This window comes from Streptomyces sp. NPDC093591 (assembly GCF_044764885.1).
Lineage (GTDB): Bacteria > Actinomycetota > Actinomycetes > Streptomycetales > Streptomycetaceae > Streptomyces.
The window spans coordinates 233,054-257,519 of sequence record NZ_JBIWIY010000005.1 but is presented as its reverse complement, the minus strand read 5'-3'; the positions used below and the strand labels follow the sequence as shown (position 1 = coordinate 257,519).

General features: G+C 71.6%; 27 protein-coding genes. 14 read left to right on the top strand and 13 right to left on the bottom strand.

The window, feature by feature from the left end; genetic code table 11:
• Window positions 1-11: 11 nt before the first annotated feature.
• The 6 genes from ACIREI_RS13450 to rsmI all read right to left on the bottom strand — a co-directional run bounded on the left by ACIREI_RS13450 (window position 12) and on the right by rsmI (window position 5,937).
• Window positions 12-917 carry a 4-(cytidine 5'-diphospho)-2-C-methyl-D-erythritol kinase gene (locus ACIREI_RS13450; protein WP_403331560.1) on the bottom strand — a complete coding sequence of 302 codons (906 nt, stop codon included), beginning with the start codon at window positions 915-917 and terminating at the stop codon, window positions 12-14.
• Entirely contained in the window at window positions 918-1,805 is an 888-nt protein-coding gene (gene rsmA / locus ACIREI_RS13445; protein WP_403331557.1) for a 16S rRNA (adenine(1518)-N(6)/adenine(1519)-N(6))-dimethyltransferase RsmA, read from the bottom strand.
• A gap of 78 nt (window positions 1,806-1,883) precedes the next feature.
• Window positions 1,884-3,404: a ubiquitin-like domain-containing protein gene (locus ACIREI_RS13440; RefSeq protein ID WP_403331554.1), complete on the bottom strand. Its 1,521-nt coding sequence runs from the start codon at window positions 3,402-3,404 to the stop codon at window positions 1,884-1,886.
• A 147-nt stretch (window positions 3,405-3,551) separates the two neighbouring features.
• Window positions 3,552-4,433, bottom strand: coding sequence for a TatD family hydrolase (locus ACIREI_RS13435; protein WP_403331551.1), 882 nt, complete (start codon window positions 4,431-4,433; stop codon window positions 3,552-3,554).
• 63 nt (window positions 4,434-4,496) lie between these two features.
• Window positions 4,497-4,898: a hypothetical protein gene (locus ACIREI_RS13430; RefSeq protein WP_403331550.1), complete on the bottom strand. Its 402-nt coding sequence runs from the start codon at window positions 4,896-4,898 to the stop codon at window positions 4,497-4,499.
• Between the two features lie 190 nt (window positions 4,899-5,088).
• Window positions 5,089-5,937 (bottom strand): 16S rRNA (cytidine(1402)-2'-O)-methyltransferase, encoded by an 849-nt coding sequence (gene rsmI, locus ACIREI_RS13425; RefSeq protein ID WP_403331547.1) that lies wholly within the window; start codon window positions 5,935-5,937, stop codon window positions 5,089-5,091.
• A 62-nt stretch (window positions 5,938-5,999) separates the two neighbouring features.
• Here rsmI and ACIREI_RS13420 point away from each other — a divergent pair, with 62 nt between their 5' ends.
• The 4 genes from ACIREI_RS13420 (at window position 6,000) to ACIREI_RS13405 (ending at window position 11,654) form a co-directional block, all read left to right on the top strand.
• On the top strand, window positions 6,000-7,742 hold the full coding sequence (locus tag ACIREI_RS13420; RefSeq protein ID WP_403331544.1) for a dolichyl-phosphate-mannose--protein mannosyltransferase: 1,743 nt from the start codon (window positions 6,000-6,002) through the stop codon (window positions 7,740-7,742).
• 38 nt (window positions 7,743-7,780) lie between these two features.
• On the top strand, window positions 7,781-8,014 hold the full coding sequence (locus ACIREI_RS13415; RefSeq protein ID WP_403331541.1) for a hypothetical protein: 234 nt from the start codon (window positions 7,781-7,783) through the stop codon (window positions 8,012-8,014).
• Between the two features lie 208 nt (window positions 8,015-8,222).
• Window positions 8,223-9,866: a penicillin-binding transpeptidase domain-containing protein gene (locus ACIREI_RS13410; protein ID WP_403331538.1), complete on the top strand. Its 1,644-nt coding sequence runs from the start codon at window positions 8,223-8,225 to the stop codon at window positions 9,864-9,866.
• A 105-nt stretch (window positions 9,867-9,971) separates the two neighbouring features.
• The gene (locus ACIREI_RS13405; protein ID WP_403331535.1) at window positions 9,972-11,654 is read left to right on the top strand and encodes a penicillin-binding transpeptidase domain-containing protein; all 1,683 of its coding nucleotides are present in this window, start codon (window positions 9,972-9,974) and stop codon (window positions 11,652-11,654) included.
• 3 nt (window positions 11,655-11,657) lie between these two features.
• Here ACIREI_RS13405 and ACIREI_RS13400 read toward each other — a convergent pair whose 3' ends face one another.
• On the bottom strand, window positions 11,658-12,014 hold the full coding sequence (locus ACIREI_RS13400) for an SsgA family sporulation/cell division regulator (protein ID WP_403331532.1): 357 nt from the start codon (window positions 12,012-12,014) through the stop codon (window positions 11,658-11,660).
• Between the two features lie 182 nt (window positions 12,015-12,196).
• Here ACIREI_RS13400 and ACIREI_RS13395 point away from each other — a divergent pair, with 182 nt between their 5' ends.
• The 6 genes from ACIREI_RS13395 (at window position 12,197) to ACIREI_RS13370 (ending at window position 16,990) form a co-directional block, all read left to right on the top strand.
• On the top strand, window positions 12,197-13,255 hold the full coding sequence (locus ACIREI_RS13395; protein ID WP_403331529.1) for an energy-coupling factor ABC transporter permease: 1,059 nt from the start codon (window positions 12,197-12,199) through the stop codon (window positions 13,253-13,255).
• A gap of 2 nt (window positions 13,256-13,257) precedes the next feature.
• The gene (gene cbiQ, locus ACIREI_RS13390) at window positions 13,258-14,019 is read left to right on the top strand and encodes a cobalt ECF transporter T component CbiQ (protein WP_403331526.1); all 762 of its coding nucleotides are present in this window, start codon (window positions 13,258-13,260) and stop codon (window positions 14,017-14,019) included.
• A complete protein-coding gene (locus ACIREI_RS13385; protein WP_403331523.1) occupies window positions 14,007-14,774 on the top strand; it encodes an energy-coupling factor ABC transporter ATP-binding protein in 768 nt (255 codons plus the stop codon). The genes cbiQ and ACIREI_RS13385 overlap by 13 nt, the downstream gene beginning before the upstream one ends.
• On the top strand, window positions 14,771-15,241 hold the full coding sequence (locus ACIREI_RS13380; RefSeq protein WP_403331520.1) for a MarR family winged helix-turn-helix transcriptional regulator: 471 nt from the start codon (window positions 14,771-14,773) through the stop codon (window positions 15,239-15,241). The genes ACIREI_RS13385 and ACIREI_RS13380 overlap by 4 nt, the downstream gene beginning before the upstream one ends.
• A 106-nt stretch (window positions 15,242-15,347) precedes the next feature.
• The gene (locus tag ACIREI_RS13375) at window positions 15,348-15,797 is read left to right on the top strand and encodes an organic hydroperoxide resistance protein (RefSeq protein WP_403331517.1); all 450 of its coding nucleotides are present in this window, start codon (window positions 15,348-15,350) and stop codon (window positions 15,795-15,797) included.
• A 35-nt stretch (window positions 15,798-15,832) separates the two neighbouring features.
• A complete protein-coding gene (locus ACIREI_RS13370) occupies window positions 15,833-16,990 on the top strand; it encodes a serine hydrolase domain-containing protein (protein WP_403331514.1) in 1,158 nt (385 codons plus the stop codon).
• A 28-nt stretch (window positions 16,991-17,018) separates the two neighbouring features.
• Here the strand turns inward: ACIREI_RS13370 and ACIREI_RS13365 are convergent, their stop codons facing one another.
• On the bottom strand, window positions 17,019-17,294 hold the full coding sequence (locus ACIREI_RS13365; protein ID WP_403331511.1) for a DUF1876 domain-containing protein: 276 nt from the start codon (window positions 17,292-17,294) through the stop codon (window positions 17,019-17,021).
• A gap of 72 nt (window positions 17,295-17,366) precedes the next feature.
• Window positions 17,367-18,836 carry a toll/interleukin-1 receptor domain-containing protein gene (locus ACIREI_RS13360; protein WP_403331508.1) on the bottom strand — a complete coding sequence of 490 codons (1,470 nt, stop codon included), beginning with the start codon at window positions 18,834-18,836 and terminating at the stop codon, window positions 17,367-17,369.
• Window positions 18,837-18,867: 31 nt separating this feature from the next.
• Between ACIREI_RS13360 and ACIREI_RS13355 the strand changes: the two genes are divergently transcribed.
• A complete protein-coding gene (locus ACIREI_RS13355; RefSeq protein WP_403331505.1) occupies window positions 18,868-19,323 on the top strand; it encodes an HIT family protein in 456 nt (151 codons plus the stop codon).
• Window positions 19,324-19,486: 163 nt separating this feature from the next.
• Here the strand turns inward: ACIREI_RS13355 and ACIREI_RS13350 are convergent, their stop codons facing one another.
• Window positions 19,487-19,945 (bottom strand): hypothetical protein, encoded by a 459-nt coding sequence (locus tag ACIREI_RS13350; RefSeq protein ID WP_403331502.1) that lies wholly within the window; start codon window positions 19,943-19,945, stop codon window positions 19,487-19,489.
• Window positions 19,946-20,165: 220 nt separating this feature from the next.
• Between ACIREI_RS13350 and ACIREI_RS13345 the strand changes: the two genes are divergently transcribed.
• From ACIREI_RS13345 to ACIREI_RS13335, 3 genes are all read left to right on the top strand, one after another.
• Entirely contained in the window at window positions 20,166-21,659 is a 1,494-nt protein-coding gene (locus ACIREI_RS13345) for a metallophosphoesterase (protein WP_403331499.1), read from the top strand.
• Window positions 21,660-21,684: 25 nt separating this feature from the next.
• Complete coding sequence (locus ACIREI_RS13340) at window positions 21,685-22,398, top strand: class I SAM-dependent methyltransferase (RefSeq protein ID WP_403331496.1); 714 nt, start codon at window positions 21,685-21,687, stop codon at window positions 22,396-22,398.
• A gap of 173 nt (window positions 22,399-22,571) precedes the next feature.
• The gene (locus ACIREI_RS13335) at window positions 22,572-22,853 is read left to right on the top strand and encodes a hypothetical protein (protein ID WP_403331494.1); all 282 of its coding nucleotides are present in this window, start codon (window positions 22,572-22,574) and stop codon (window positions 22,851-22,853) included.
• 81 nt (window positions 22,854-22,934) lie between these two features.
• On the opposite strand, the gene ACIREI_RS13330 is transcribed toward ACIREI_RS13335, so the two are convergent.
• Genes ACIREI_RS13330 through ACIREI_RS13320 form a run of 3 tightly spaced genes read right to left on the bottom strand, consistent with a single transcriptional unit; the run spans window position 22,935 to window position 24,425 of the window.
• Window positions 22,935-23,780 (bottom strand): EamA family transporter, encoded by an 846-nt coding sequence (locus ACIREI_RS13330; protein WP_403331491.1) that lies wholly within the window; start codon window positions 23,778-23,780, stop codon window positions 22,935-22,937.
• Window positions 23,777-24,256, bottom strand: a complete 480-nt coding sequence (locus ACIREI_RS13325; RefSeq protein ID WP_403331488.1) for a YbaK/EbsC family protein — start codon at window positions 24,254-24,256, stop codon at window positions 23,777-23,779. The genes ACIREI_RS13330 and ACIREI_RS13325 overlap by 4 nt, the downstream gene beginning before the upstream one ends.
• Window positions 24,257-24,266: 10 nt before the next feature.
• Window positions 24,267-24,425, bottom strand: coding sequence for a DUF397 domain-containing protein (locus tag ACIREI_RS13320; RefSeq protein ID WP_403331485.1), 159 nt, complete (start codon window positions 24,423-24,425; stop codon window positions 24,267-24,269).
• Between the last annotated feature and the right edge of the window lie 41 nt (window positions 24,426-24,466).

Sequence of the window (24,466 nt, the reverse complement as noted above, 5' to 3'; positions counted from 1 at the left end):
TTGTGACGCTTTTATGCGGACAGCACGGTGGCACCCGGAGCCGGTCCGGACGCCGTACGCACCGCCCGACAAGTGCCCGACGACCGTAGGATTTCGGCCACCTTCAGCGCCGACTCGGCGTCGCGGGCGAGGAACGCAGTCGTCGGGCCCGAGCCGGAGACCAGCGCCGTGAGCGCGCCCGCGGCACGGCCGGCGGCGAGGGTGTCGGCGAGCTCCGGGAAGAGGGAGAGCGCGGCGGGCTGCAGGTCGTTGGAGACGGCGGCGGCGAGCGCGTCGGGGTCGCCCTTCGCGAGGGCGTCGAGGAGCGGCTCGGAGGCGACCGGCTGCGGAATGTCCGTGCCCTCGCCGAGCCGGTCGAACTCCCGGAACACGGCGGGCGTCGACAGCCCGCGCCCAGCCATCGCGAACACCCAGTGGAAGGTGCCGCCCACCTCCAGCGCACGCAGCTTCTCCCCCCGCCCGGTGCCGAGGGCCGCCCCGCCGACCAGGCTGAACGGCACGTCGCTGCCCAACTCGGCGCAGATGTCGAGGAGTTCCTCGCGGGAGGCGTGCGTACCCCACAGCGCGTCGCAGGCCAGGAGCGCGCCCGCGCCGTCCGCGCTGCCGCCGGCCATGCCGCCGGCGACCGGGATGTCCTTGGCGATGTGCAGGTGCACGGCCGGGTCGATCCCATGGCGCTCGGCGAGCGCGATCGCCGCCCGCGCCGCCAGGTTCGTGACGTCGAGCGGCACCTGGTCGGCGTCCGGCCCCGCGCAGGTCACGCGCAGTTCCCCGGCCGGGGCCACGGTGACCTCGTCGTACAGGCCGACCGCGAGAAAGACGTTGGCCAGGTCATGGAACCCGTCGGGGCGGGCGGCGCCCACCGCGAGCTGGACGTTGACCTTGGCGGGGACACGTACGGTGACGCTCGCGCTCACTTACTCGGACTCCTTGTCCCGGCCGGCGGCTTCCTTGTGCTCCGCGATGCGCACGAACTCCTCGACCGTCAGCGCCTCTCCACGCGCCTGCGGCGAGACCCCGGCCGCCACGAGCGCCGCCTCGGCCGCCGCCGCCGAGCCCGCCCACCCGGCGAGCGCGGCGCGCAGCGTCTTGCGGCGCTGGGCGAAGGCGGCGTCGATGACGGCGAAGACCTCACGCCGCGAGGCGGTCGTCTTGATCGGCTCGGCGCGCCGGGTCAGCGCCACCAGCCCGCTGTCGACGTTCGGCGCGGGCCAGAAGACATTGCGCCCGATGGCACCGGCCCGCTTGACCTCGGCGTACCAGTTGGCCTTCACGGACGGCACGCCGTACACCTTGGAGCCGGGCGCGGCGGCCAGGCGGTCGGCGACCTCCGACTGCACCATGACGAGGGTGCGTTCGATGCTCGGGAAGGTCTCCAGCATGTGCAGCAGCACCGGGACCGCCACGTTGTAGGGGAGGTTCGCGACCAGGGCGGTGGGCGGCGGGCCCGGGAGTTCGGTGACGTGCATCGCGTCGGTGTGCACCAGCGCGAAACGGTCGGCGCGCTCCGGCATGCGGGCCGCGATGGTCGCGGGGAGCGCGGCGGCCAGTACGTCGTCGATCTCGACGGCGGTGACGCGGTCGGCCACCTCCAGCAGGGCGAGGGTGAGCGAGCCGAGCCCCGGGCCGACCTCGACGACCACGTCGTCGGGGCGGACCTCCGCGGTGCGGACGATACGGCGGACCGTGTTCGCGTCGATCACGAAGTTCTGGCCGCGTTGTTTGGTGGGGCGCACACCGAGGGCGGCCGCCAGTTCACGGATGTCGGCGGGGCCCAGCAGGGCGTCGGGGGTGGGGCTGCTCACCCGACAAGGGTACGGGGCCCCGCCGGGCGCGATCGCACCAGCGCGGTCGCCCCGGCAGCCGGCCCCGGCTGCCGGCGGTCACCCGTGCAACCGCGCCCCGCAGTGCGGCCAGGGACTCGCCCCCTGCCGCACGTACAGCTTCTTCGCCCGCAGCGTCTGTTCCGCCGCCGGCGCGTCCTGCGGCCGCCCCTTCCCGCCGAGGTTTTGCCAGGTCTGCGTGTCGAACTGGTACAGCCCGCCGTACGTCCCCGACGAGTCCACCGCGTCCGCCCGCCCCCCGGACTCGCACGCCGCCAGCCCCTCCCAGTTCAGGTCGCCCGCGCCCTGCACGGACGTCGGCAGCGGCTTCGTCCCCACCTTCACCACCTGCGTCCGCGGCTCGCGCACCACCTCGGACCGGATGCGCCGTGGCTTCTGCCGGACGCCGTTGACGGTGCGCAGCGAGTAGGTGACCCGCCGCAGCCCCGGCTGCCCCGCCCGCTCGACGACCTCCGTGCCCTTGAACACCGAGGGATCGTCGACCCGCTCCACGGCGAACGGGATCGCCTCGTCGCGGATCTCCTTGCGGCCGGTGATCCTCAGGACCGTGACCGTCTGGCCGTCGCGCGGAAAGCTCTCGTGCGGCACGGACGTGGTGTCCTGCCCGCGCAGGGTGATGCCGGCCTGCTCGACCACCTCGCCCACGGTCGCCGCGTTGGTGCGGATCGTGCGCGCCCGGCCGTCCGCCATGACCGTCACCGCGCGTTCGGTGCGCACATCCAGCGCGAGCCCCTCGCGCCCGATGCGCCGGGAGCGCGGCGTCGACAGATACGCCCCCTCCGCGCGCACCCCCAACTGCGTGAGCGCCGCCTCGACCGTGCGCGCGGTCGTCCACACCTCGCGCCGCTGCCCGTCGATCGTGAGCCGCACGGGGCGCCCGTAGTGCACCTCGACCTCGTCACCGTTGGCGAGCGCCGCACCGGGAGCGGGCGCCACCACGTCGTGCGCCCCCACCTCCACGCCCTCCTCGGCCAGCAGTTCGGTGACGTCGTCCGCGAAGGTGTGCATCTCGCGCGGCTCGCCGTCGACGGTCAGCTCGATCGCCTTGTCCTTGGCGACGAAGGCGGTCGTGCCGCCCGCGAGGAACGCGACGACCAGCGCCTGCGGCACGAGTCTGCGCATGGGCCCGTCCACCCGCTCGGCGGCTCGGGCCCGGTGCCGGCGCGCGGCTCGTCGACCACGCCGGGGGCGCACCACGGGCACGGGCGCCGTGGCTTCGGAGGCCTCGTACGCGGGGCGGTAGGTGTCCTCGTAGGCCTCGTAGTCCACGTGACCCACGTAGTCCGCGTAGTGATCGGCGTAGTCCGCGTAATCCCCGCGATACCCCTGGTCCCCAGGGTGACCGTGGCCTGCGTGGGTCCCCTGGTCCCCGTAGCCACCGTGCTGGCCGTGGCCGGCGTACACCCCGTACACAGGTCCATAGGTGTCCGTACGCGTCTGGTACGCCCCCGCCGGCACCCCGTAGGCCAGCGTCTGAGCGCTGTACGGGTCGAAGCCGCCGTACGCCGGGGGGTCGTGCACGGGGCTCGGGCCATACGTCTCGAACTGCGCGTTGCTCACGACGACACGCTCCAGCGGAGGAGTCCGGATCCGGATCGGGCCCACAGAAAGTAGCGGAGGCCTCGTCACTCTCCAAAGCGGTCCGACTACACATCGTGACGAGCGGTCGGGCGGGGACCCGGGCGAGCGTTATCCGCCGGTTATCGGTCAGTAGCCGAAGGCATGTGCCGTGTTCGAGCCGAGGGCCGCCGCCAGCACGTCCTCCTCGATCCCCCGTACGGCCGCCATGGCGCGCACCGTGATCGGAATGAGATACGGCGCGTTGGGCCGTCCGCGGTACGGCGCCGGCGTGAGGAAGGGCGCGTCGGTCTCCACGAGGAGCAGCTCCAGCGGGGCCACCGCCACCGCGTCCCGCAGATTCTGGGCGTTCTTGAAGGTGACATTGCCGGCGAAGGACATGTAGTAGCCGGCGCGGGCACACACCTGGGCCATCTCGGCGTCCCCGGAGTAGCAGTGGAACACCGTCCGCTCGGGGGCGCCCTCCTCCTTCAGCACCCGCAGCACGTCCGCGTGGGCCTCGCGGTCGTGGATGACCAGGGCCTTGCCGTGCCGCTTGGCGATCTCGATGTGGGCGCGGAAGGACGCCTCCTGCGCCTCCTTGCCCTCGGGCCCGGTGCGGAAGTAGTCGAGGCCGGTCTCGCCGACGCCCTTGACCTGCGGAAGCGCGGCCAGGCGGTCGATCTCGGCGAGCGCCTCGTCGAGCGCCCGGGCGCCTCCGGGTTCGCGCGCGCCCTGCCGGGACCAGCCGTCGGGGTCCCCGTGCACGATGCGCGGAGCCTCGTTCGGGTGCAGGGCGACGGTCGCGTGCACGGCGTCGTACCGCGCCGCCGTCTCGGCCGCCCACTGCGAGCCGCGTACGTCGCAGCCCACCTGTACGACCGTCGTCACCCCGACCGACGCCGCCTTCGCCAGGCCCTCCTCCACCGTGCCGGACTGCATGTCGAGGTGGGTGTGGGAGTCGGCGACCGGCACCCGGAGCGGTTCCGGGAGGGGCGGGGCGGCGTGCTTGTCGGCGGCGTTCGAAGGCATGCCCCGATCCTACGAAAGGGGCATGCCTTCTCCGCCGGCGCTCGGTCCGCCCGGCGCCCGGTCTCAGCTCGCCTTGCGGTGGAAGACGTGCAGGAGGTCGGACAGATGCCAGTGGTGGTCCGCCCCGTCCGCCGACTCCGACTCCGGTGTCGGCTTCGCCTGCCGGGGGATCGACCGCTGGGGGTGCAGGGAGTTCTGCACGGAGGACACCTGCCCGGGCCGCATGATGCGGACGACGTGGTTGTCGCAGTTCTGACACGTGGGCCGGCTCAGCGGAGACGGAACCACCTGGCCGTCGGCCACATAGAGGACGAACTCACGGCCGTCACCGTCTATGTGGTGCTCTATCTCGTACGACTGCTCCCAACCGTGCCCGCACCTCATGCAGGCGAAGGAATACGACTCGTGGACGACGGCGGTCGCGGCGCTGCGAAGGCCCGTGGTCTGCTGTGCGATCTCGCTCATGCCAGCTCCTGTGGTCCGCTGGGGGGACGGGTTGCGTCCCTTCGTCCAGTGGACTCCTCCGCGGCAGCCGGTGCACGCCATCTGTCCAGTGTTGGCGCCGACTTGGACGTTCCTTGCCGAAAGGGCCGGGTCCCTTTACCCCCGCATGGGGCGCACGCTCAGCCGAGATACGCCCTGCTCACACGGCGTTTCACGCCCCCGCGTTCTTCGCCGCCACAACGGCGTCGAAGACCTCCCGCTTCGGCACCCCGGCCTCCGCCGCCACCGCCGCGATGGCCTCCTTGCGCCGCTCCCCCGCCTCTTCCCGCACGCGAACCCGCCGCACGAGTTCCTCGGCACCGATCTCCTCGGCCCCCTTCTCGGGCGCGCCCTCGACCACGACGGTGATCTCCCCGCGCACCCCCTCCGCCGCCCAAGCCGCGAGCTCCCCGAGCCCGCCCCGCCTGACCTCCTCGTACGTCTTGGTCAGCTCCCGGCACACGGCGGCCCGCCGCTCGGCGCCGAACGCCTCGGCCATCGCGGCGAGCGTGTCGTCGAGCCGGTGCGGGGCCTCGAAGTAGACGAGCGTGCGCCGCTCCTCGACCACCTCCCGCAGACGCGACATCCGCTCGCCCGCCTTGCGCGGCAGGAACCCCTCGAAGCAGAACCGGTCCACGGGCAGCCCCGACAGCGCGAGCGCGGTGAGCACGGCGGACGGCCCCGGTACGGCGGTGACGCGGATGTCCTTCTCGACGGCCGCGGCGACCAGCCGGTACCCGGGATCCGACACCGACGGCATCCCCGCGTCCGTCACCAGCAGCACCCGTGAGCCCTCCAGGAGCGCCTCGACCAGCTCGGGCGTACGGGCCGACTCGTTGCCCTCGAAGTACGACACGACGCGCCCGGCCGGCTGCACGCCCAGCGCCTGGGTGAGCCGCCGCAGCCGCCGGGTGTCCTCGGCGGCGACCACGTCCGCGCCGGCCAGCTCCTCGGCGAGCCGGGGCGGGGCGTCCTTGATGTCGCCGATGGGGGTGCCTGCCAAAACAAGGGTTCCTGTCACGTTTCCATCCTCGCAGGGCGCATCCACGGGACTCCCACAGACGTGTTCCCTACGATGGCGCGGTGACCAGTACCGCGTCCTCCACGGACACCCGGCAGGGCCAGGCGACCCACGAGCAGCAGCCGTCGTGGCAGCAGCGGCTGCGCCGATTCGGCTACACGGCGACGCCCAGAAGCGACGTACGCGACCGGCTCGTGCCGCCGTATGTCCAGCCCAGCCCGCGGTTGTGGCAGTTCCTCGGCGTCTCGCGGCCGCTCGCCGAGCGGATCGCGCGCTGGTCCGGCTGGGGCGGTCCGCTGCTGGTGACGCTGCTCGCGGGAGTGCTGCGGTTCTGGAACCTGGGCAGCCCGAAGAAGGTGATATTCGACGAGACGTACTACGCCAAGGACGCCTGGGCGCTCGTCCACCGCGGCTTCGAGGTCAACTGGGACAAGAACGCCAACGACCTGATCCTGTCGAGCAACGGTCACGTCCCGATCCCCACGGACGCGGCGTACGTCGTGCATCCGCCGGTCGGCAAGTACGTCATCGGGCTCGGCGAGCTGATGTTCGGGTTCAACCCGTTCGGCTGGCGGTTCATGACGGCGCTGCTGGGCACGCTGGCCGTCCTGATGCTGTGCCGCATCGGCCGCCGTATCTTCCGCTCGACCTTCCTGGGCTGCCTCGCGGGCACGCTGATGGCGGTGGACGGGCTGGCCTTCGTGATGGCCCGCACCTCGCTGCTCGACGGGGTGCTGATGTTCTTCGTGCTGGCGGCGTTCGGCTGCCTCGTCCTCGACCGGGACCGGGCTCGCGCGAAACTCGCGGCCGCGCTGCCGGCCGACGCCGACGGCCGGGTCCGCCCCGACGCCCACACCGCCGAGACGCTGCGCCTCGGCCGGCGCCCCTATCGCTGGCTGGCCGGTCTGATGCTGGGCCTGGCCATCGGCACCAAGTGGAACGGCCTGTACTTCCTGGTCGCGTTCGGCCTGATGACGGTCCTGTGGGACGTCGGCGCCCGCAAGGTCGCCGGTGCCCGCTTCCCGTACACCACGGTGCTCAAGCGCGACCTGGGCTTCGCCTTCCTGGCGACCGTGCCGGTGGCGATCGTCACGTACCTCGTGTCGTGGACGGGCTGGATCCTCTCGCCCACCGACGGCAGCGGCGGCTACTACCGCGACTGGGCGAGCGCCGACGGCCGTACCAGCAGCTGGTCGTGGCTGTTCCCCGACTGGTGGCTCAGCCTGTGGCACTACGAGCACCAGGTGTACGAGTTCCACGTCGGCCTGTCGTCCCCGCACACCTACCAGTCCAACCCGTGGAGCTGGATCGTCGACGGCCGCCCGGTGTCGTTCTTCTACGAGTCGCCCCTGCCCGGCAAGGACGGCTGCCCCGCCGACGCGGGCGAGAAGTGCGCGCGCGAGGTCCTGGCGATCGGCACGCCGCTGCTGTGGTGGGTGGCGGCCTTCGCCGTCCTGTACATCCTGTGGCGCTGGCTCTTCCGCCGCGACTGGCGAGCGGGCGCCATCGCCTGCGGCGTCGTGGCCGGCTACGCCCCCTGGTTCCTCTACCAGGAACGCACCATCTTCTTCTTCTACGCCGTCGTCTTCCTCCCCTTCCTCTGCCTGGCCGTGGCCATGCTCCTCGGCGCGATCATCGGCCCCCCGGGCGCAGGCGAGACCCGCCGGGTGGTGGGGGCGACGGGCGCGGGCGTCCTGGTACTGCTGATCGCCTGGAACTTCATCTACTTCTGGCCGATCCACACGGGCACGGCGATCCCGATCGACGACTGGCGGTCGCGGATGTGGCTGGACACATGGGTCTGACTTGCGTAACAGGAACAGGCGATGATCGTTCACCGAGCATGAACGCAACCAAACGGACACTTGCTGTCATCGCCCTCGCCGGAGCCGCGGTCATGTCGGTCACCGCCGTCGCCAACGCCGACACCCGCGACTCGAAGTCCCCGCAGCCCCCGCAGACGTCCACGAACCTGGTGTACCCGTACTCGGCCGCCTACCCGCCGGGCGTCCTCCCGCTGGCGGCGGCTCCCGCGGCCGCCATCCTCGGATTCGTCAGTCCCTTCGGCGTCCTCTGAGGATCGTCTTCCACTGAGCGCTGCGGCTCGGCCGATCAGGCCGGTCGCGGCGCTCAGTCGCGTCTGCGGTGGCGGCGGTATCCGGACGAACGCTCTTCGGTCAATCCATCGCCACAAAAGCGGCCAAGAAAAGAAAACTCCTTCCACAGGTTTCCCTCACGCCACTTACAGTGCGGAGGACTGCAACGGGGAAACGGGGAGGGGACGCATGTCCAAGGGGGTCAAGGCTGCCGTCATAGGTGGGGTGTTCGCCGTGATGGTGGGCGGTGCCGGGTACGGCGCGTACAACATCATGTCCGCGTTGAACGGTGGCGGGGCGACGGGGCAGGGCGGTGAGCCGGCCCCGCTTCGGTCCGGGCCGCCGAGCGGGGACGAGGTCGAGGAGACCACGGCGAAGTTCTTCGCGGCCTGGGAGAAGGGACAGGCGACGCGGGCGGCGTCGTACACCAACAACGACGCGGCCGCGGAGACCGTGCTCACCTCCTACGGCAACGCCGCGCACATCACCGGCGTGAAGATCACGCCCGGCAAGGCCAAGGGCGCCACCGTGCCGTACACGGTGAAGGCCAAGGTGTCCTACGGCGGGAAGTCCAAGGCGCTCAGCTACCGCAGTCAGCTCACCGTCGTGCGCGGGCTCACCACCGGGCGGGCCCTCGTCGACTGGCAACCCGCCGTGATCCACCCGGAGTTGAAGCGGGACGACACCCTCGTCACCGGCGAGGCGGCGAGCCCGCCCATCGAGGCCGTCGACCGTAACGGCACCGTGCTGACGAAGGAGAAGTACCCCTCGCTCGGCCCGATCCTGGACACGCTGCGCGAGCGGTACGGCAGCAAGGCCGGCGGCTCGCCCGGTATAGAGCTGTCGATACGGCACGCCGACGAGTCGCCGGACACCTCGCTGCTGACCCTCGCGAAGGGCAGACCCGGCAAGCTGGAGACGACGCTCAGCGCGGGCGTGCAGGCGGCGGCCGAGAAGGCGGTGAAGCAGCACGACCAGTCCTCGGTCGTGGCGCTCAAGCCGAGCACCGGCGAGGTGCTGGCGGTGGCCAACCACCGGGACGACGCCTTCAACGCGGCCTTCGAGGGCAAGGTCGCCCCCGGCTCCACGATGAAGATCATCACCGCGGCGATGCTCATCGACAACGGCGTGACCTCGATGAACGGCCCGGCGCCCTGCCCGCCGACCGCGACCTGGCAGAGCCAGACCTTCAAGAACCTCACGGGCCTGGAGCCCAACGAGACCGCGAGCGCCACCCTCGCCAACGGCTTCATGCGCTCCTGCAACACGGCCTTCATCAAGCTCGTCGACGAGGAGCCGCTCACCGACGCCTCGCTGACCCAGGAGGCCGAGGAGCGGTTCGGGATCGGCCTCGACTGGAAGACCGGCATCACGTCCGTCGACGGCAGCGTCCCCGTCTCCGGCGGCCCGGACCGCGCGGCCAACGCCATCGGACAGGGCCAGGTCCAGATGAACCCGCTGAACATGGTGTCGGTGACGGCCACCGCCATCACCGGCGAGTTCCGGCAGCCGTATCTGGTCTCGCCCGAGCTCGACGGCCGCCAACTGGCCACCGCCAAGGGGCTGCCCGCGAGCACCGCGGCCCAGCTCAAGCAGATGATGCGGCTGACCGCGACCTCGGCGCAGGGCACCGCCGTGCAGGCCATGTCGGGGCTCGGCGGCGACATCGGCGCCAAGACCGGTTCCGCCGAGATCGACGGAAAGGCCACCTCCGACAGCTGGTTCACCGGCTTCCGCGATGATGTGGCGGCCGCGGCCCTGTCCCAGCAGGGCGGCCACGGCGGCGACGCGGCCGGGCCGATTGTCGCAGCCGTGCTACGAGCGTCCGGCTGAACTTATCCCCCGCGGCACGGGACTCTAGGGTGGTCGTCGTCGTTGGTATGCGTGAGGTCGGCGGGGCGGCGGGGGCCCCTGGAATACGCGAGGGATCGGAAAGAAGTGGGTAACAGAGGGCGCGTCGCTGAGCGACGGAAGACCAACCCCGCCGTGCTCGGCGGGATGATCGCCGTGGTCATCGGCGGCGCCGGGTTCGGCGCCTACGCGCTGTTCGGCGGCGGGGCCGTCGCCGACAGCCGTACGCAGTCGACGTCGTCGAGCGCCGACGACAAGGCGAAGGACGTCAAGACCGGCCCGCTGTCGGCGGCCGAGGTCACGTCCGCGGCCCGGGAGTTCCTCACCGCCTGGCAGCAGGGCAAGGTGACCGAGGCGGCCGCCGCCACGGACGACTCGGCGGCCGCCCAGGCCCTGCTGGCCGGCTACACCAAGGACGCCCACGTCAAGGACGTCACCCTCACCGCCGGCACCCGCACCGGCGACAAGGTCCCCTTCTCCGTGAAGGGCACGGTGTCGTACAAGGGCACCGAGAAGCCGCTGGCGTACGACAGTTCACTCACCGTCGTCCGCCGCGCCGAGGACGGCAAGCCGCTCGTCGAGTGGCACTCCGCGATCGTCCACCCCGACCTCGAGGACGGCGACAAGCTGGTCACCGGCGAGTCCGGCACCCCGCCGGTCAAGGCCCTCGACCGGGACGGCGGCGAGCTGACGGAGAAGGAGTACCCGTCGCTGGGCTCGGTCCTGGACGGGCTGCGCGAGAAGTACGGCGAGAAGGCGGGCGGCAAGGCGGGCGTCGAGCTGCAGGTGATCCGGGGCAAGGAGTCCCAGAAGGCCGAGCTGTCCGACAAGACCCTGCTGGAGCTGAGCAAGGGCACGCCGGGCACCGTGAAGACGACGCTGAGCCCGACGATGCAGGCCGCCGCGGAGAAGCAGGTCGCCGCGAAGTCCAAGGCGTCGGTGGTCGTCCTGCGCCCCTCGACCGGCGAGATCCTCGCGGTCGCCAACTCCTCGCACGGCTTCAACACCGCCTTCCAGGGCTCCCTCGCCCCGGGCTCCACGATGAAGGTCATCACCTCGTCGCTGCTGATCGAGAAGGGCCTCGCGTCGGCCGACAAGCAGCACCCCTGCCCGAAGTACTTCACGTACGGCCACTGGAAGTTCCAGAACGACGACAAGTTCGAGATCAAGAACGGCACCTTCAAGGCGAGCTTCGCCCGCTCCTGCAACACGGCCTTCATCAGCCAGGCCCCCGAGCTGGACAACGACAGCCTGACCAAGCAGGCCCAGCAGGTCTTCGGCCTCTCCATGAACAACTGGTCCGTCGGCGTTTCCACCTTCGACGGCTCCGTCCCGGTCCAGTCCCAGGCGCAGATGGCGGCCTCGCTCATCGGCCAGGGCGGCGTGCGGATGAACCCGCTGAACATGGCGTCGGTGTCGGCGACAGTGAAGACGGGCACCTTCAAGCAGCCCTACCTGGTGGCCCCGACGGTCGACAACCGCACCCTCGCCACCGCCGCCCGCTCCATGTCCGCGGCCACGGTGTCGCAGCTGCGCGAGCTGATGGCCTACACGGCGGCCTACGGCACGGCGGCCGAGGCGATGTCCGGGGTCACCGGCGACGTCGGCGCGAAGACCGGCTCGGCGGAGGTCGACGGCCAGAAGAAGCCGAACGGCTGGTTCACCGCGTACCGGGGCGACCTGGCGGCAGCGGGCGTGGTCCAGGCGGCCGGCCACGGCGGCGAGACGGCGGGCCCGATCGTGGCGGCGCTGCTGAAGCTGGGCGGCTGAAACTCAGCGTGACACGGGTGCGGCCAGATACGTCCGCCGCAGGAACCTCATCAGGGCCTTCGACTCGAACTGCACCACGGAAACGCCCTGGTCCGAGTGGAACTCCACCACGGCCTGCACCCGGCCGCACGGCCACACCCGTATCTCGCCGCTGCCCGCGGGGGCCCGCAGCCCCTGCTCCAGCAGGGAGCGCGAGAACGTCCACTCGTGTTCCCCGCGCCCGGGCAACCGCACGCGCACCGAGCGCGGGTCGGTCTCGGGGTCGTAGCGCAGGACGACCGGGACGGCCTCCTGCTCCTCCTGCAAGAGGTCGGCGTCCGTGACGATATGGGCTCGCGCGTACTGTTCGACTACCGACATCGGACGGCCCCTTACACTGCGTGACCTGTGCGAAAGCTGTGCCTCCGCTCCCCCTCCAATGTCGCATATCTTGCGGAAAGCGCTCCCTGGAGCCGACGTATCTCACATGTGCGATACAACGATGCGATGCACAAGCTCCTCGCTCTTGCAAGCCATTCGCATTAAGCCACTATCATCGAACGGTGCATGTACCCGACGGATTCATAGACGCCCCGACCTCCGCCGTGACCGGAGTGGTCGCCGCGGCCGCGGTCGCCGTAAGCCTGCGCGGCGCGCGCCGCGAGCTCGACGAGCGGACGGCGCCGCTGGCCGGCCTGGTGGCGGCGTTCATCTTCGCGGTGCAGATGCTGAACTTCCCGGTCGCGGCCGGGACCAGCGGACATCTGCTCGGCGGGGCCCTGGCCGCGATCCTCGTCGGCCCCTACACCGGCGCGCTGTGCATCTCCGTCGTCCTGCTGATGCAGGGCATCCTCTTCGCGGACGGCGGCCTCACCGCGCTCGGCGTGAACATCACCAACATGGCGATCGTCGGCGTCGTCGTCGCCTACGTCGTCTTCCGCGGCCTGGTGAAGGTCCTGCCGAAGACCCGGCGCTCGATCACCGCCGCCTCCTTCGTCGCCGCGGTGGTGTCGGTGCCGGCCGCGGCCCTCGCGTTCACGCTGCTGTTCTGGATCGGCGGCACCACCGACGTCTCGATCGGCAAGGTCGCCACCGCCATGGTCGGCGTCCACCTGCTGATCGGCATCGGCGAGGCCGCGATCACCGCACTGACCATCGGCGCCGTCATCGCCGTCCGCCCCGACCTCGTCTACGGCGCCCGTGACCTGCGGCAGCCGCTGAAGCTGCGGGTCGGCGGCGAGCTCGTCGACGCCCCGGCGCCCGAGGCCGCGCAGCCGGTCGCGGCCCGGACCTCCCGCCGCACCCTGTGGATCAGCGGCCTGGTCACCTCCCTCGTCCTCGCCGGGTTCGTCAGCTTCTACGCCTCCGCCAGCCCCGACGGTCTGGAGAAGGTCGCCGAGGACAAGGGCTTCGCCGAGTCCGCCGAGGAGCACGCGGGCGCCGACTCCCTGCTGGCCGACTACGGCGTCAAGGGCATCGACGACGCCCGTCTGTCCGGCGGCCTCGCCGGCGTGATCGGCGTCGGCGCGACCGTGGTCGCGGGCACCGGCATCTTCTGGGCGGTGCGCCGCCGTCGTACGGACGAGGCGGCCGACGTGTCGCCGACGAGCACGAGCGTCTGACCATGGGCGCCGGGCACGCGCACAAGCTCTACCGGCACGGGCACTCGCCCGTGCACGGCCTGCCGCCGCACACCAAGCTCGCCGCGACGTTCGCGTTCGTGGTGGTCGTGGTGTCGACGCCGCGGGAGGCGATGTGGGCGTTCGGCCTGTACGCCGTGCTGCTCGCCGCCGTCGCCTTCGTCGCGCGCGTGCCCGCCGGGTTCCTGCTGAAGCGGCTGCTGATCGAGGTGCCGTTCGTCGCGTTCGCGGTGCTGATGCCGTTCGTGGCGGAGGGCGAGCGGGTCGAGGTGCTGGGCATGTCGCTGAGCGTCAGCGGCCTGTGGGGCGCCTGGAACGTGCTCGCGAAGGGCACCCTGGGCGTCGCCGCCTCCGTACTCCTCGCCTCCACCACCGAGCTGCGCGAACTCCTCCTCGGCCTCCAGCGGTTGAAGCTCCCGCCCCTCCTCGTGCAGATCGCGTCCTTCATGATCCGGTACGGCGATGTCATCACGGACGAGATGCGGCGGATGCGCATCGCCCGCGAGTCGCGCGGCTTCGAGGCGAAGGGCGTGCGGCACTGGGGCGTGCTCGCGAAGTCGGCGGGGGCGCTGTTCATCCGGTCCTACGAGCGCGGCGAGCGCGTGCATCTGGCCATGATCAGCCGCGGTTACGCCGGTTCGATGCCGGTGATCGACGAGGTGACCGCGTCCCGGGCGCAGTGGTCGTACGCCCTCGCGCTCCCCTTCGCCGCCCTCGTCGTCTGTCTGCTGGGATGGTCGCTGTGACGGAACCGATTCCCTCCCTGGAAGTGGCCGGTCTGGCCTTCGCCTACCCCGACGGCCACCAGGCCCTGTTCGGCGTGGATTTCGCCGTCGCGCGCGGCGAACGGGTCGCGCTGCTCGGCCCGAACGGCGCAGGCAAGACGACCCTCGTCCTCCACCTCAACGGCATCCTGACCGGCGGCACGGGCACCGTGCACGTCGCCGGGCTGCCCGTCGGCAAGCAGCACATGGCCGAGATCAGGCGCCGGGTCGGGATCGTGTTCCAGGACCCGGACGACCAGCTGTTCATGCCGACGGTCCGCGAGGACGTGGCCTTCGGGCCGGCGGCGGCCGGGCTCAAGGGCGCCGAGCTGGAGGAGCGGGTCGACCGGGCGCTGGAGCGGGTCGGCATGGCGGAGTTCAAGGACCGCCCGCCGCACCACCTCTCCTTCGGCCAGCGGCGCCGCGTGGCCGTGGCGACCGTCCTGGCCATGGAGCCGGAGATCCTCGTCCTCGACGAGCCCTCCTCCAACCTCGACCCGGCCTCCCGCCGTGAACTGGCCGACATCCTGCGCTCGTTGGACGTCACGGTCCTGATGGTCACGCACGACCTGCCATACGCCCTGGAGCTGTGCCCGCGCTCCCTCGTCCTCAGCGAGGGCGTGATCGCGGCGGACGGGAAGACCGGGGAGCTGCTGTCCGACGATGAGCTGATGCGCGCACACCGTCTGGAGCTGCCGTTCGGATTCGATCCGCGGTCCGTGACAATGGGCGCGTGACCAACGACGAGGGCATCGGAGCCGAGGGCTCACTGCTGCTGGACGAGCAGCTGTGCTTCGCGCTGTACGCCGCCCAGCGTGCCGTGACGGCCGCCTACCGCCCGCTCCTCGACGAACTCGGCCTCACCTACCCGCAGTACCTCGTCCTGCTGGCCCTGTGGGAGCGCGGCGAGATGCCGGTGAAGGAACTGGCGGCAGCCCTTCGGCTCGACTACGGGACCGTCTCCCCGCTGCTGAAGCGGCTGGAGGCGGCGGGGCTGGTACGGCGGGAGCGGTCGGCGCGTGACGAGCGGTCCGTGCTCGTCACGGTCACCGGGCAGGGCGAACGGCTGCGGGAGCGCGCGAAGTGCGTACCCGGCACGCTGCTCGCGGAGACCGGGCTCGGCGGCCCGGAGGCGGAACGCCTGCGCAAGGAGCTGTGGCAGCTGGCGGCGAAGGCGACGGCGGCCGCCGACCGGGCCCGCTGATCTCGGCTTACCGATGGTTACTACCCCCTGGTAACAGCAATCCCATACCGGCCAGTACCTTGTGCACGATGTACTTGCGTACGTTCTTTTTGGGGGAGGGCCAACCATGAACGACGAGGACACCGCCGTCGACACCCGTCCGACGAAGATCATGTACGTCGCCGAGGCCACCGCGCACGGCGGCCGGGACGGCTATGTCACCAGCCAGGACGGCGAGATCGACCTCAAGGTCGCGATGCCCCCGGAGCTGGGCGGCGACGGCAACGGCACCAACCCCGAGCAACTGTTCGCCGCCGGCTACAGCTCCTGCTTCCACAACGCCCTGATCCTCGTCGGCAACCGCGAGGGCTACGACCTCACCGGATCCACCGTCGCCGCGAAGGTCGGCATCGGCCCCAACAAGCACCGCGGCTACGGCCTCGCGGTCGCCCTCAGCGTCTCGCTGCCGGTGCTGGACGCGGGCATCGCGGCCAAGCTGGTGGACGCGGCGCACGAGGTCTGCCCGTACTCCAACGCGACCCGGGGGAACATCGACGTCACCATCCTGCTTGGGTAGAAGGGCACCCGCACAGGCAGGACGAGGAGACGGACGTGGGCGTGAACGGCACAGTGGCCGAGGGCTTCGAGCCGGTCAGGGAGGCGTTCGTACGGAACTTCGCCGCGCTCGGGGAGCGGGGCGCGGCCGTCGCCGTGTACCGGGACGGGCACAAGGTCGTCGACCTGTGGGCCGGTACCAGGGATGTGGACAGCGAGGCTCCCTGGCAGCACGGCACCGCCCAGGTCGTGCGCTCGGCGACCAAGGGTGTCGCCGCCGCCGTACCCCTCATCCTCCACCAGCGCGGAGAGCTGGATCTCGACGCGCCCTTGGCCGAGTACTGGCCGGAGTTCAAGGCGCACGGCAAGGAGCGGCTGCTGGTGCGGCACGTGCTGAACCATCGCGCCGGGCTGCCGGTGCTCGACCGCCCGCTCACGCCCGAGGAGGCGCTGGACCCGCATCGCGGGCCCGAGGCGGTGGCCGGGCAGGCGCCCGCGTGGGAGCCCGGCACCGACCACGGCTATCACGCGCTGACGTACGGCTGGCTGCTGGACGAGCTGGTGCGGCGGGTGACGGGGCGGTGGGCCGGCGAGTGGCTCGCGGCGGAGGTCGCCGGGCCGCTGGGCCTGGACCTGTGGCTGGGGCTGCCGGAGTCGGAGGCGGGCCGGGTGGGCCGTACCGGCCGGGTCGACGGTCCCGAACCGGCGGGTGGGCTGCGGTCGCGCCCGAAGCGGTCGGTCACCGAGGCCTACGGCGACCCGGACTCCCTCACCCGCCGCGCGTTCGCCGCGATCACCCCGTTCCCCGACCAGAACGATCCCGCCTACCGCGCGGCCGCCCTCCCCGCGACGAACGGCATCGCGACGGCCGACGGACTGGCCCGGTTCTACGCGGCGCTGATCGGCGAGGTCGACGGCGTACGGCTCTTCGACCCGGCGACGGTGGAGCTGGCCCGGGCGGAGGAGTCGGCGGGGCCGGACCGCGTCCTGGTCGTGGGCACCCGCTTCGGCCTCGGCTACATGCTGCACGGCACCGCGTCGCCCCTGCTGGGACCGGGTTCCTTCGGCCACCCCGGCCGGGGCGGCGCCCTCGGCTTCGCCGACCCGGAGTCGGGGATCGCGTTCGGCTATGTGACGAACGGCTTCCGCAAGACGGTGACGGCGGATCCGAGGGCGCAGGGGTTGATACGGGCGGTGCGGGTGGCGCTCGGGTAGCGGCCGGGTCCCTCGGGCAGCGTTCGGTTCAGACGTGGATCGGGTGCGACGTGCGTCCCGACGCCTGGTCGATCTCCGCGTGCGCCTTGGTGAGCATCTGCATCGCCAGCTCGTTCAGCGCGCGGGCACCGGCGATCTCCTCACCGACGCGTGGCTGATTCGCGTCCGTGTGGTGCCGTGAGGCGTGCCCGTGGGCCCGTACCTCGGTGCCGTCGGGGAGCCGCACCATCGCGACCGCCCTGGTGTGGGTCTCGTCCTCCTGGAACTCCAGCTCGACATGCCATCCCACTGCGGTGTGCATCATGACGATCACCTCCGGAAGTTCTGCTTCCAGGGTGCGCCTCGGAAGGGCCCGCCGACTAGTCGGGATCGGCGCCTAGTCGGGCTCGGCGAACTCCTCGGGCCGCGGCGCCGGGGCGGGGCGCCTGGTGCGAGCGGGGGCGCTGAGGGCCCTCACCCGGTCGGCGAGCAGGTCGATCCGCTCGGCGGCCTCGGCCACCAGGTCGGTGCGCAGCCGGCGCTGGTGGCGCAGCGCGAGTTCCATGGTGGCCAGCGCCAGGCCCGCGCTGATCAGCACGAAGACCGCCAGCGCGACATGGACACGGGGCCTGCCCTCCCCCGCCGCTTCGAACGCGAGCCCGGACGCCACGGCCAGGGCCGCGACCAGGGCCAGCCCCAGGCAGTAGCCGCCGAGGATCCAGGGATGGTCCTGGCACAGCCACCTCGGCCGGGAGCGCCGCGCCTCGTCCACCAGCCGTTCGAGCGCCCCCCGCATGTCCTCCAGCTCCCAGCCGGCCTTCTCGCGCTGCTCCCGGCAGAGCGGCGGCCGCGACTCGGCCAGGCGGAGCTCCAGCCGCGCGATCGCCCGGCGCAGCACCGGCCGGGTCACCCGGTCCGGCAGGCCCTGCGGCCAGCGGACCCACAGGTCGGCGTCGCGCCGCTCGAGGCGGATGTGGGTGGCGCCCGTGCGCGCGACGGCGAGGACCATGACCAGCAGCAGGGCCAGGGACCCCCACATGCCCTTGTCGCCCCACATCTGAAGCGCCGGGAACAGCCCCATGAGCACCAGCCCCGCGCCCATCGGCCAGGTCTGCCGCACGTACGTCCGGTGCTTGACGGCGTGCAGGTCGCGTTCCCAGTTGTCGATGGGGCGGCGGAGCAGGAAGCGGCCGACGGCGACCGCGATGAGCGGCGCGCACAGCAGCAGGCAGCCTCCCAGGGTGGCGTACAGGGTCCAGGGAAGGCCGTCCTCGTGTGCCCAGTCGTCGTCCTGGGGCAGTGCGGGGATCCCGAGCAGCGCGGCGCCGGCCAGCAGCGCGGTGAGGGCGCCGAGCCACCGCCCCGGCCGGTACTCCGGCGGTGGCGGCGGGACGGGCCGCCAGGTCCGGGAGACGTCGGTCTCCAGTACGGCGATCAGTTCCGCGAGGTCGTCCTCGAAGCGGGCCGCGCGCAGGAACTGGGCGTTGCGGTGGGCCAGCTCGCGGATGGGGTGCGGGAGTTGGTCCGGTCTCGGCGGGACGGCACCGTCCAGCAGCAGCGGGACGACGGTCTTGCCGGTGTGCAGCGCCTGGTCGATCTCACGGCGGACCCAATCCGCCTCGTCGTCCAGCCGCAGCCCGCCGGACGGGCCCCGCGACGCGAGCCAGCCCCGGTGCACGACCACGAGCAGTACCTCGCAGTCCGCCACGCGCTCGCGCAACGTGTCCGGGTAGCGCTGCCCCGGCACGATGGACGCGACGTCCCGGAACACCTGGTCCTCGCCGAAGTGCTGTTCGAGCCGGTCGTACAGTTCCCGCACGACGTCTTCGTGATCGCCCCTGCGGTAGTTGATGAAGATGCCGCCCACGCCGCACACCCTAGAGCGACAGGGAAGGTCCATGGACGCCCGTGAACAGGCTTGCGCCTTCTGCGAGATCGTCGCCGGCACCGGCCGGGCGCGGGTGGTGTACGAGGACGCGCACACCCTCGCCTTCTTTCCGCTGGCGCCCGCGACGCTCGGGCACACGCTGGTGGTGCCCCGGGCGCATACGGCGGACCTGTGGGAGATGGACGAGGCGGGGGTCCAACGGCTGTTCCACGCCGTGACGGTGGTGGGCAGGGCGTTGCGGGCGGTCCTCGAACCCGACGGCATGAACGTCATCAACTCCGCGGGGGCGGTGGCCTCGCAGTCCGTGTTCCACACTCATGTGCACCTGGTGCCTCGCCGGCCCGGGGATGCGATGGGGCCCATCTGGCCGCCGCAGGGCGGGGGGTTCCGGGACCAGGACGACGCGGCGGCCGCTGCGCTCGCGGCGCGTCTTTCGGCAGCGGTGCGGGGGCCGAGGCGGGACTGACGCGCCCCCGCCGCCCCTACCCGTCCCATCCTGAAGGGGCTCCGCCCCTTCGACCCCGCCAGAGGGCTGCCGCCCCCTGGACCCCCGCTTCGGCCCTTCGGGCCTCGTCCTCAAACGCCGGACGGGCTGAGATGCCTGGACCGGCGTCGAGAATGCAGCCCCCTCACAACGCGATGACGACCAGCGCCAGGTCGGCGAGCAACAAGGGCGCGTAGAACAGCAGTAACGTCGGCGTGAGCCAGACCTCCGGCCAGGGCATTCTCGACAGGTACGGCGCCACGTTCATGGACAGCACCTCGACCGTGCTGTCGGGGACCCGCGCGGCGTCGTAGAGCCGGCGGAAGGCTCTTTCCTGGCGCAGGAAGAAGCAGTCCAGGTACCAGAAGCAGAGCAGCGGCACCACGCCGACGGCCGCGAGCTGCCAGCTGAGTCGGCTGGCGGAGAGCGCGAGCAGACCGGCGGCGAGGGTCAGCGCCCAGCCCTTGACGAGAAACGAGTTGGTGCCCAGGCGGGTGATCGTCGCCTGGATGAATTCGAGATGCTTGATCCGGTCGGCGTCCAGCGGCGCCCTGCCGCGGACACCCGCGTCCGACGCGTCCGACCCTTCGCTCAGCGCAGTCACTGCCCCGCCCCCTGGATGAAGTTTTCGCACGTCCGATCGTAGTGGTGGAGCAAAGACCGCAACTCGGGATCAGTGAGACTCGGCACACTCGCTTCGGTGACCGGCTCCGCCCTGCTTCCATGGAGATGTCGCATTCCACGGAGATGTCGCGCGCCGGCCCTGGCCCAGCCGCCAACGCCGCCTCCCCCGTTCACCGCCGCTCCGGGCCACATCGAGGGACATGCGCTGCTGCTTCTCCGCCCACCTCCCCGCTCTCGCAGCACTGTCGGCCTTCCCCGGCCCCTGCGAGGTGCTGCGCTCCGGCGCGCGCCTCGCCCCCGCCCTGCTGCGCACGGCCTCGGCCGCCATGCAGCGGGCGCGCTCGCACCACCCCGACGACCTGACCGCGGTCAATCTGGAACTGGTCACGCTCACCGAGGACACCGCCGTCATCACCTGGTACACCGGCATCCCCGGCACCGACGACGGCCTGGGACACCCCCTCCCGGCGATCACCGAGGGCGAGGTCGTCTACGGCACCCACCCCTCTCGGCTCAACCGCACCGCGTCCGAGGGCCGGCCGACCGCCCACCACCAGGTCGAGCTGACCGATCTGGAGCCGGGGCAGACGTACTACTACCAGGCCCGCTCACGGGGCGTGGCCGCCACACCCACCCCGCTGCACCTGGTGCGCGGCAACGCGGTGGGCACCTCGACGTTCGGGTTCGGTACGGGCGGCGGGCCGTACTCCTTCACCACCCCGCAGCCCCCGCCCGGCCGGCACCTGCTGTCGGTCGCGCTCTGCAACGACCTGCACCTCGGCGAGACCACCGCGGGCCTGGTCGGCGGCCTGCCGCTGCTGCGCGGGGTGGTGCAGCAGCCGGGGCGGGCGCCCTATCCGGAGCTGATGAGCCGAGCCCTGGTCGAGGAGGCCCGGCGGCGCGGGGCGGACCTGCTGCTGGCCGGCGGCGACATCTCGGCCGGCGGAGCCGCGCACGACCTGCGCGAGGCCCGGCGGATCCTGGACGGCTTCGGCACGCACGGGCGGGACTACTTCGTCGTACGCGGCAACCACGACCGCTCCCGGGACACCGGCACCTTCCGCACGGCCTTCCCGGGCGGCGACGGCGACGACGGGCCGGGGTACTTCGCCCGTGACCTCGGCGGGCTGCGGATCATCGGCCTGGACACGTACGCCAAGTCCGGCAACGGCGCCGACGCGGGCGGGCTCGGGGCCGAGCAACTGGCGTGGTTCCGGGCGAGGTTGAGGCAGGCTCCGGATCAGCCGACGCTCGTCTTCGGCCATCATCCGCTGACCGTGCGGGACTCGGTCTTCCCGGTGACCCGCGGGCAGTGCCTGGAGCGCCGCCAGGCCCGCGCCGTCGTGGACGCCTACGCGTCCGCCCCCGGCGTCTTCCTCCACCACGCGGGCCACACGCACCGCAACAAGCGCACCGTGCTGACGCGGGCCCCGCACGTCACCCAGCAGGAGGTCGCCGCCGCCAAGGAGTACCCCGGCGGTTTCACCCTGCTGCGCATCCACTCCGGCGGCTACGCCCTCAACCACTACAAGTCCGGTGACCTGGCGGCCCGGCAGTGGAGCGAGCGCAGCCGCCGGGTGGCCGCGGGGCTTTGGCCGCACCACGCCCTGGGCCGGTCGGTCACCGACCGCAACAGCGTGACCGCGCACGACCTGTCGGGAGTCACGGTCTCACGGAGCGTGAATCGCACGTAACGGCGAGTGTCCGTAGCATCGAGGCATGGCGACCCTCTGGGACCTCATGCGGGACTGCATCCCCGACGACCACGCCCGTCAGGTCACCTCGCGCTACTACGTCGACGAGGTGATGGGCGCCCCCGGCGCCCCCGGCGTGGTCGTCGATCTGGGGTGCGGCCGGGGCACGTCGGCCGCGCTCTTCCGCAAGCACGCCCCGCGGGTGCGGTGGATCGGCATCGACATCCGGGACTCCCCGGAGGCCGGCCAGCGCACCCCCGGCGGTGACCCGGTGGTGCACTACGACGGCGTCCATCTCCCACTCGGTTCGGACTCGACTCCGCTGATCTACTCGCACCAGGTCTTCGAACACGTCGCCCGTCCACGGGAACTGCTGGCGGAGATCGCCCGAGTGCTGGAACCCGGTGGGCATTTCATCGGATCAACATCCCAATTCGAGCCGTACCACTCCTTCAGCCTGTGGAACTACACCCCGTACGGCTTCCGGGTCCTGGTCGAGGAGGCGGGGCTCGCGCTGCGGGAGATCCGGCCCTCGCTCGACGGAGTGGCGCTGATCATGCGGAGTTACCTGGGCCGGCCGCCGGAGTACAGCCGCTACTGGGACGAACAGTCCCCGCTCAACACCGAGATCGACCAGTGGGCGAAGGACGGCCGCCGCAGGACGGCCCTGGTGAACCTGCGCAAGCTGACGTACTGCGGCCAGTTCGCGTTCCGGGTGGGCAAGCCGGTCCTTGCGTAGGCCCTGACACACGGCCCTTCTAGTGCAAGATCGTGAAACTCGGCGTGCCTCAGGATGATTTGGGGCCTTTCCTACTTAACCTCCCCAAATCGTAAGGGGTCGTTCCTTTTCACAAGGAGTCGATCCCTCACACAGCGCACCCACCTCACTCCACTCACTCCACCGGAGATGACATGCACAAGCTTCGCAAGGCCGCCGTCCTGGTCGCCGCTCTCAGCACCATCGGCTTCGCGGCCGCCGGAACCGCCCACGCCGACGGCAAGGGTCGCGGGGGCAACGAGTTCAAGATCCAGCAGAGCACCCAGTGCAAGTCCCACGACCTGAACATCGACATCCTCGGCGTGGTCGGCGTGCTCAACGGCGCGCTGGGCGGCGCCCTCAACGGCGAGGGCAACGAGGGCAGCCAGGCCACCAGCCTCGGCTCGAAGATGGGCTGCAGCAACAGCGCGTTCTAGTCCAAGTCTCCTGCCGCACAAGGGTCACAGGCGGTCAGCCGACGGCTGACCGCCCGCCCTGGTGCGAAAAACCGCCGGCCGCTAACTCGCGTGCAGCATCATCCCGATGCCCACCACCAGCAACGCGGCCCCCACGATCCGGGCGGCCCCGAACCGCTCCTTGAAGAAGACGGCCCCGATGGCCGCCCCCACGATGATCGAGGACTCCCGCAGGGCCGCGATCGGCGCCAACTCCGCCTTCGTCTGCGCCCACAGGACCAGCGCGTACGCGGCGACGGACAAGGCCGCCCCCAACAGCCCCAGCCCCGCGAACGGCCGCAGCACGGCGACCGTCTCCCCGCGCCAACGCCAGAGCGCGTACGCCGGGATGGCGAGGCCCTCGACCGCCATCAACCAGGCGATATAGCCGACGGATGAGCCGGAGGCCCGCACGCCGAGCCCGTCGAGGACGGTGTACGCCGCGATGCTCAGCCCGGTCGCCAACGCCGCGCCGATCGCCGCCCAGTCGGGCCGGCGCCCGCGCAGACCCCACAGGGCGACGCCGGTGAGTCCCGCACAGGAGCAGGCGATCCCGGCGGCCGCCCACCCGTCCGGCACCTCGTGCGCGACGAGGGCGGCGAGTACGGCGACGACGAGCGGCGCGGTGCCGCGCGCGATGGGGTAGGCCTGCCCGAAGTCGCCGAGCCGGAAGGACTTCATGAGCAGCGCGAAGTAGACGACGTGCACGAGGGCGGACGCGATGAGATACGGCCACGCCCCCGCCGCCGGGAACTCCCCGAAGGTCATGAGCGCCAGCCCGATCAGCACCCCGCCGCCATTGATGAGCGTGAACGCGACCAGCTTGTCGGTGATCCGGTGGGCGATGGCGTTCCAACTGGCGTGCGTGACGGCCGCCAGCAGGACGGCGGCGGTGACCAGCGGGGTCACGAAGTGCGCGGCTGCTCGCGCACGTCCACCAGGGCGGCGCCGGCATGGGAGATGAGGTCCTTGGGTGCCATGGGGAAGACGGCGTGCGGGTTTCCTGCGGCGGCCCACACGACGTCGTGGTCGAGCAGCGACCGATCGGCGAGCACGCGCGTCTTCGTACGGTGCCCGAAGGGCGGTACGCCCCCGATGGCGTATCCGGTGCTCTCCCGTACGACGTCGGCCTTGGCCCGGGTGACCTGCTCGACGCCGAGTTCCTTGCGCACGAGCTCCACGTCGACCCGCGAGGCCCCGTCCATCAGCACCAGCACCGGCACACCGTCGGCCGCGAAGATGAGCGACTTGCAGATCTGGCTCAGCTCACACTCGATCGCGGCGGCGGCCTCGGCGGCGGTACGGGTCGCTTCCGGGAAGCGGCGGATACGGGGGTGGAGGTCGGTCAGGCCGAGCTCACGCAGAGCCTCGTCGAAGCGGGTCATGCTCCGCAGGCTAGCGGGCGGATAGGTGCATCACGAATGATTTCCAGGTGCCCGGGGCGACGGTGAGGTGGTCGGTGTCGGGGGTCTTGGAGTCGCGGACGTGGCAAAGCCGAGACGGTCCCGCTGCGCACCGGCTCGGACGTGACCGAGCGGAGCGTGTTCGCGTCACCGGAGTGAAGAAAGCCGGTGAGGGCGCCCCGTCCCCACGGA

Coding starts and splice junctions, on each gene's coding strand:
- ACIREI_RS13435 (WP_403331551.1), bottom strand. CDS start 4,433: ATGCCTTCGAACGCCGCCGACAAGCACGCCGCCCCGCCCCTCCCGGAA.
- ACIREI_RS13430 (WP_403331550.1), bottom strand. CDS start 4,898: ATGAGCGAGATCGCACAGCAGACCACGGGCCTTCGCAGCGCCGCGACC.
- ACIREI_RS13415 (WP_403331541.1), top strand. CDS start 7,781: ATGAACGCAACCAAACGGACACTTGCTGTCATCGCCCTCGCCGGAGCC.
- ACIREI_RS13410 (WP_403331538.1), top strand. CDS start 8,223: ATGTCCAAGGGGGTCAAGGCTGCCGTCATAGGTGGGGTGTTCGCCGTG.
- ACIREI_RS13400 (WP_403331532.1), bottom strand. CDS start 12,014: ATGTCGGTAGTCGAACAGTACGCGCGAGCCCATATCGTCACGGACGCC.
- cbiQ (WP_403331526.1), top strand. CDS start 13,258: ATGGGCGCCGGGCACGCGCACAAGCTCTACCGGCACGGGCACTCGCCC.
- ACIREI_RS13385 (WP_403331523.1), top strand. CDS start 14,007: ATGGTCGCTGTGACGGAACCGATTCCCTCCCTGGAAGTGGCCGGTCTG.
- ACIREI_RS13375 (WP_403331517.1), top strand. CDS start 15,348: ATGAACGACGAGGACACCGCCGTCGACACCCGTCCGACGAAGATCATG.
- ACIREI_RS13365 (WP_403331511.1), bottom strand. CDS start 17,294: ATGATGCACACCGCAGTGGGATGGCATGTCGAGCTGGAGTTCCAGGAG.
- ACIREI_RS13355 (WP_403331505.1), top strand. CDS start 18,868: ATGGACGCCCGTGAACAGGCTTGCGCCTTCTGCGAGATCGTCGCCGGC.
- ACIREI_RS13345 (WP_403331499.1), top strand. CDS start 20,166: ATGCGCTGCTGCTTCTCCGCCCACCTCCCCGCTCTCGCAGCACTGTCG.
- ACIREI_RS13340 (WP_403331496.1), top strand. CDS start 21,685: ATGGCGACCCTCTGGGACCTCATGCGGGACTGCATCCCCGACGACCAC.
- ACIREI_RS13335 (WP_403331494.1), top strand. CDS start 22,572: ATGCACAAGCTTCGCAAGGCCGCCGTCCTGGTCGCCGCTCTCAGCACC.
- ACIREI_RS13325 (WP_403331488.1), bottom strand. CDS start 24,256: ATGACCCGCTTCGACGAGGCTCTGCGTGAGCTCGGCCTGACCGACCTC.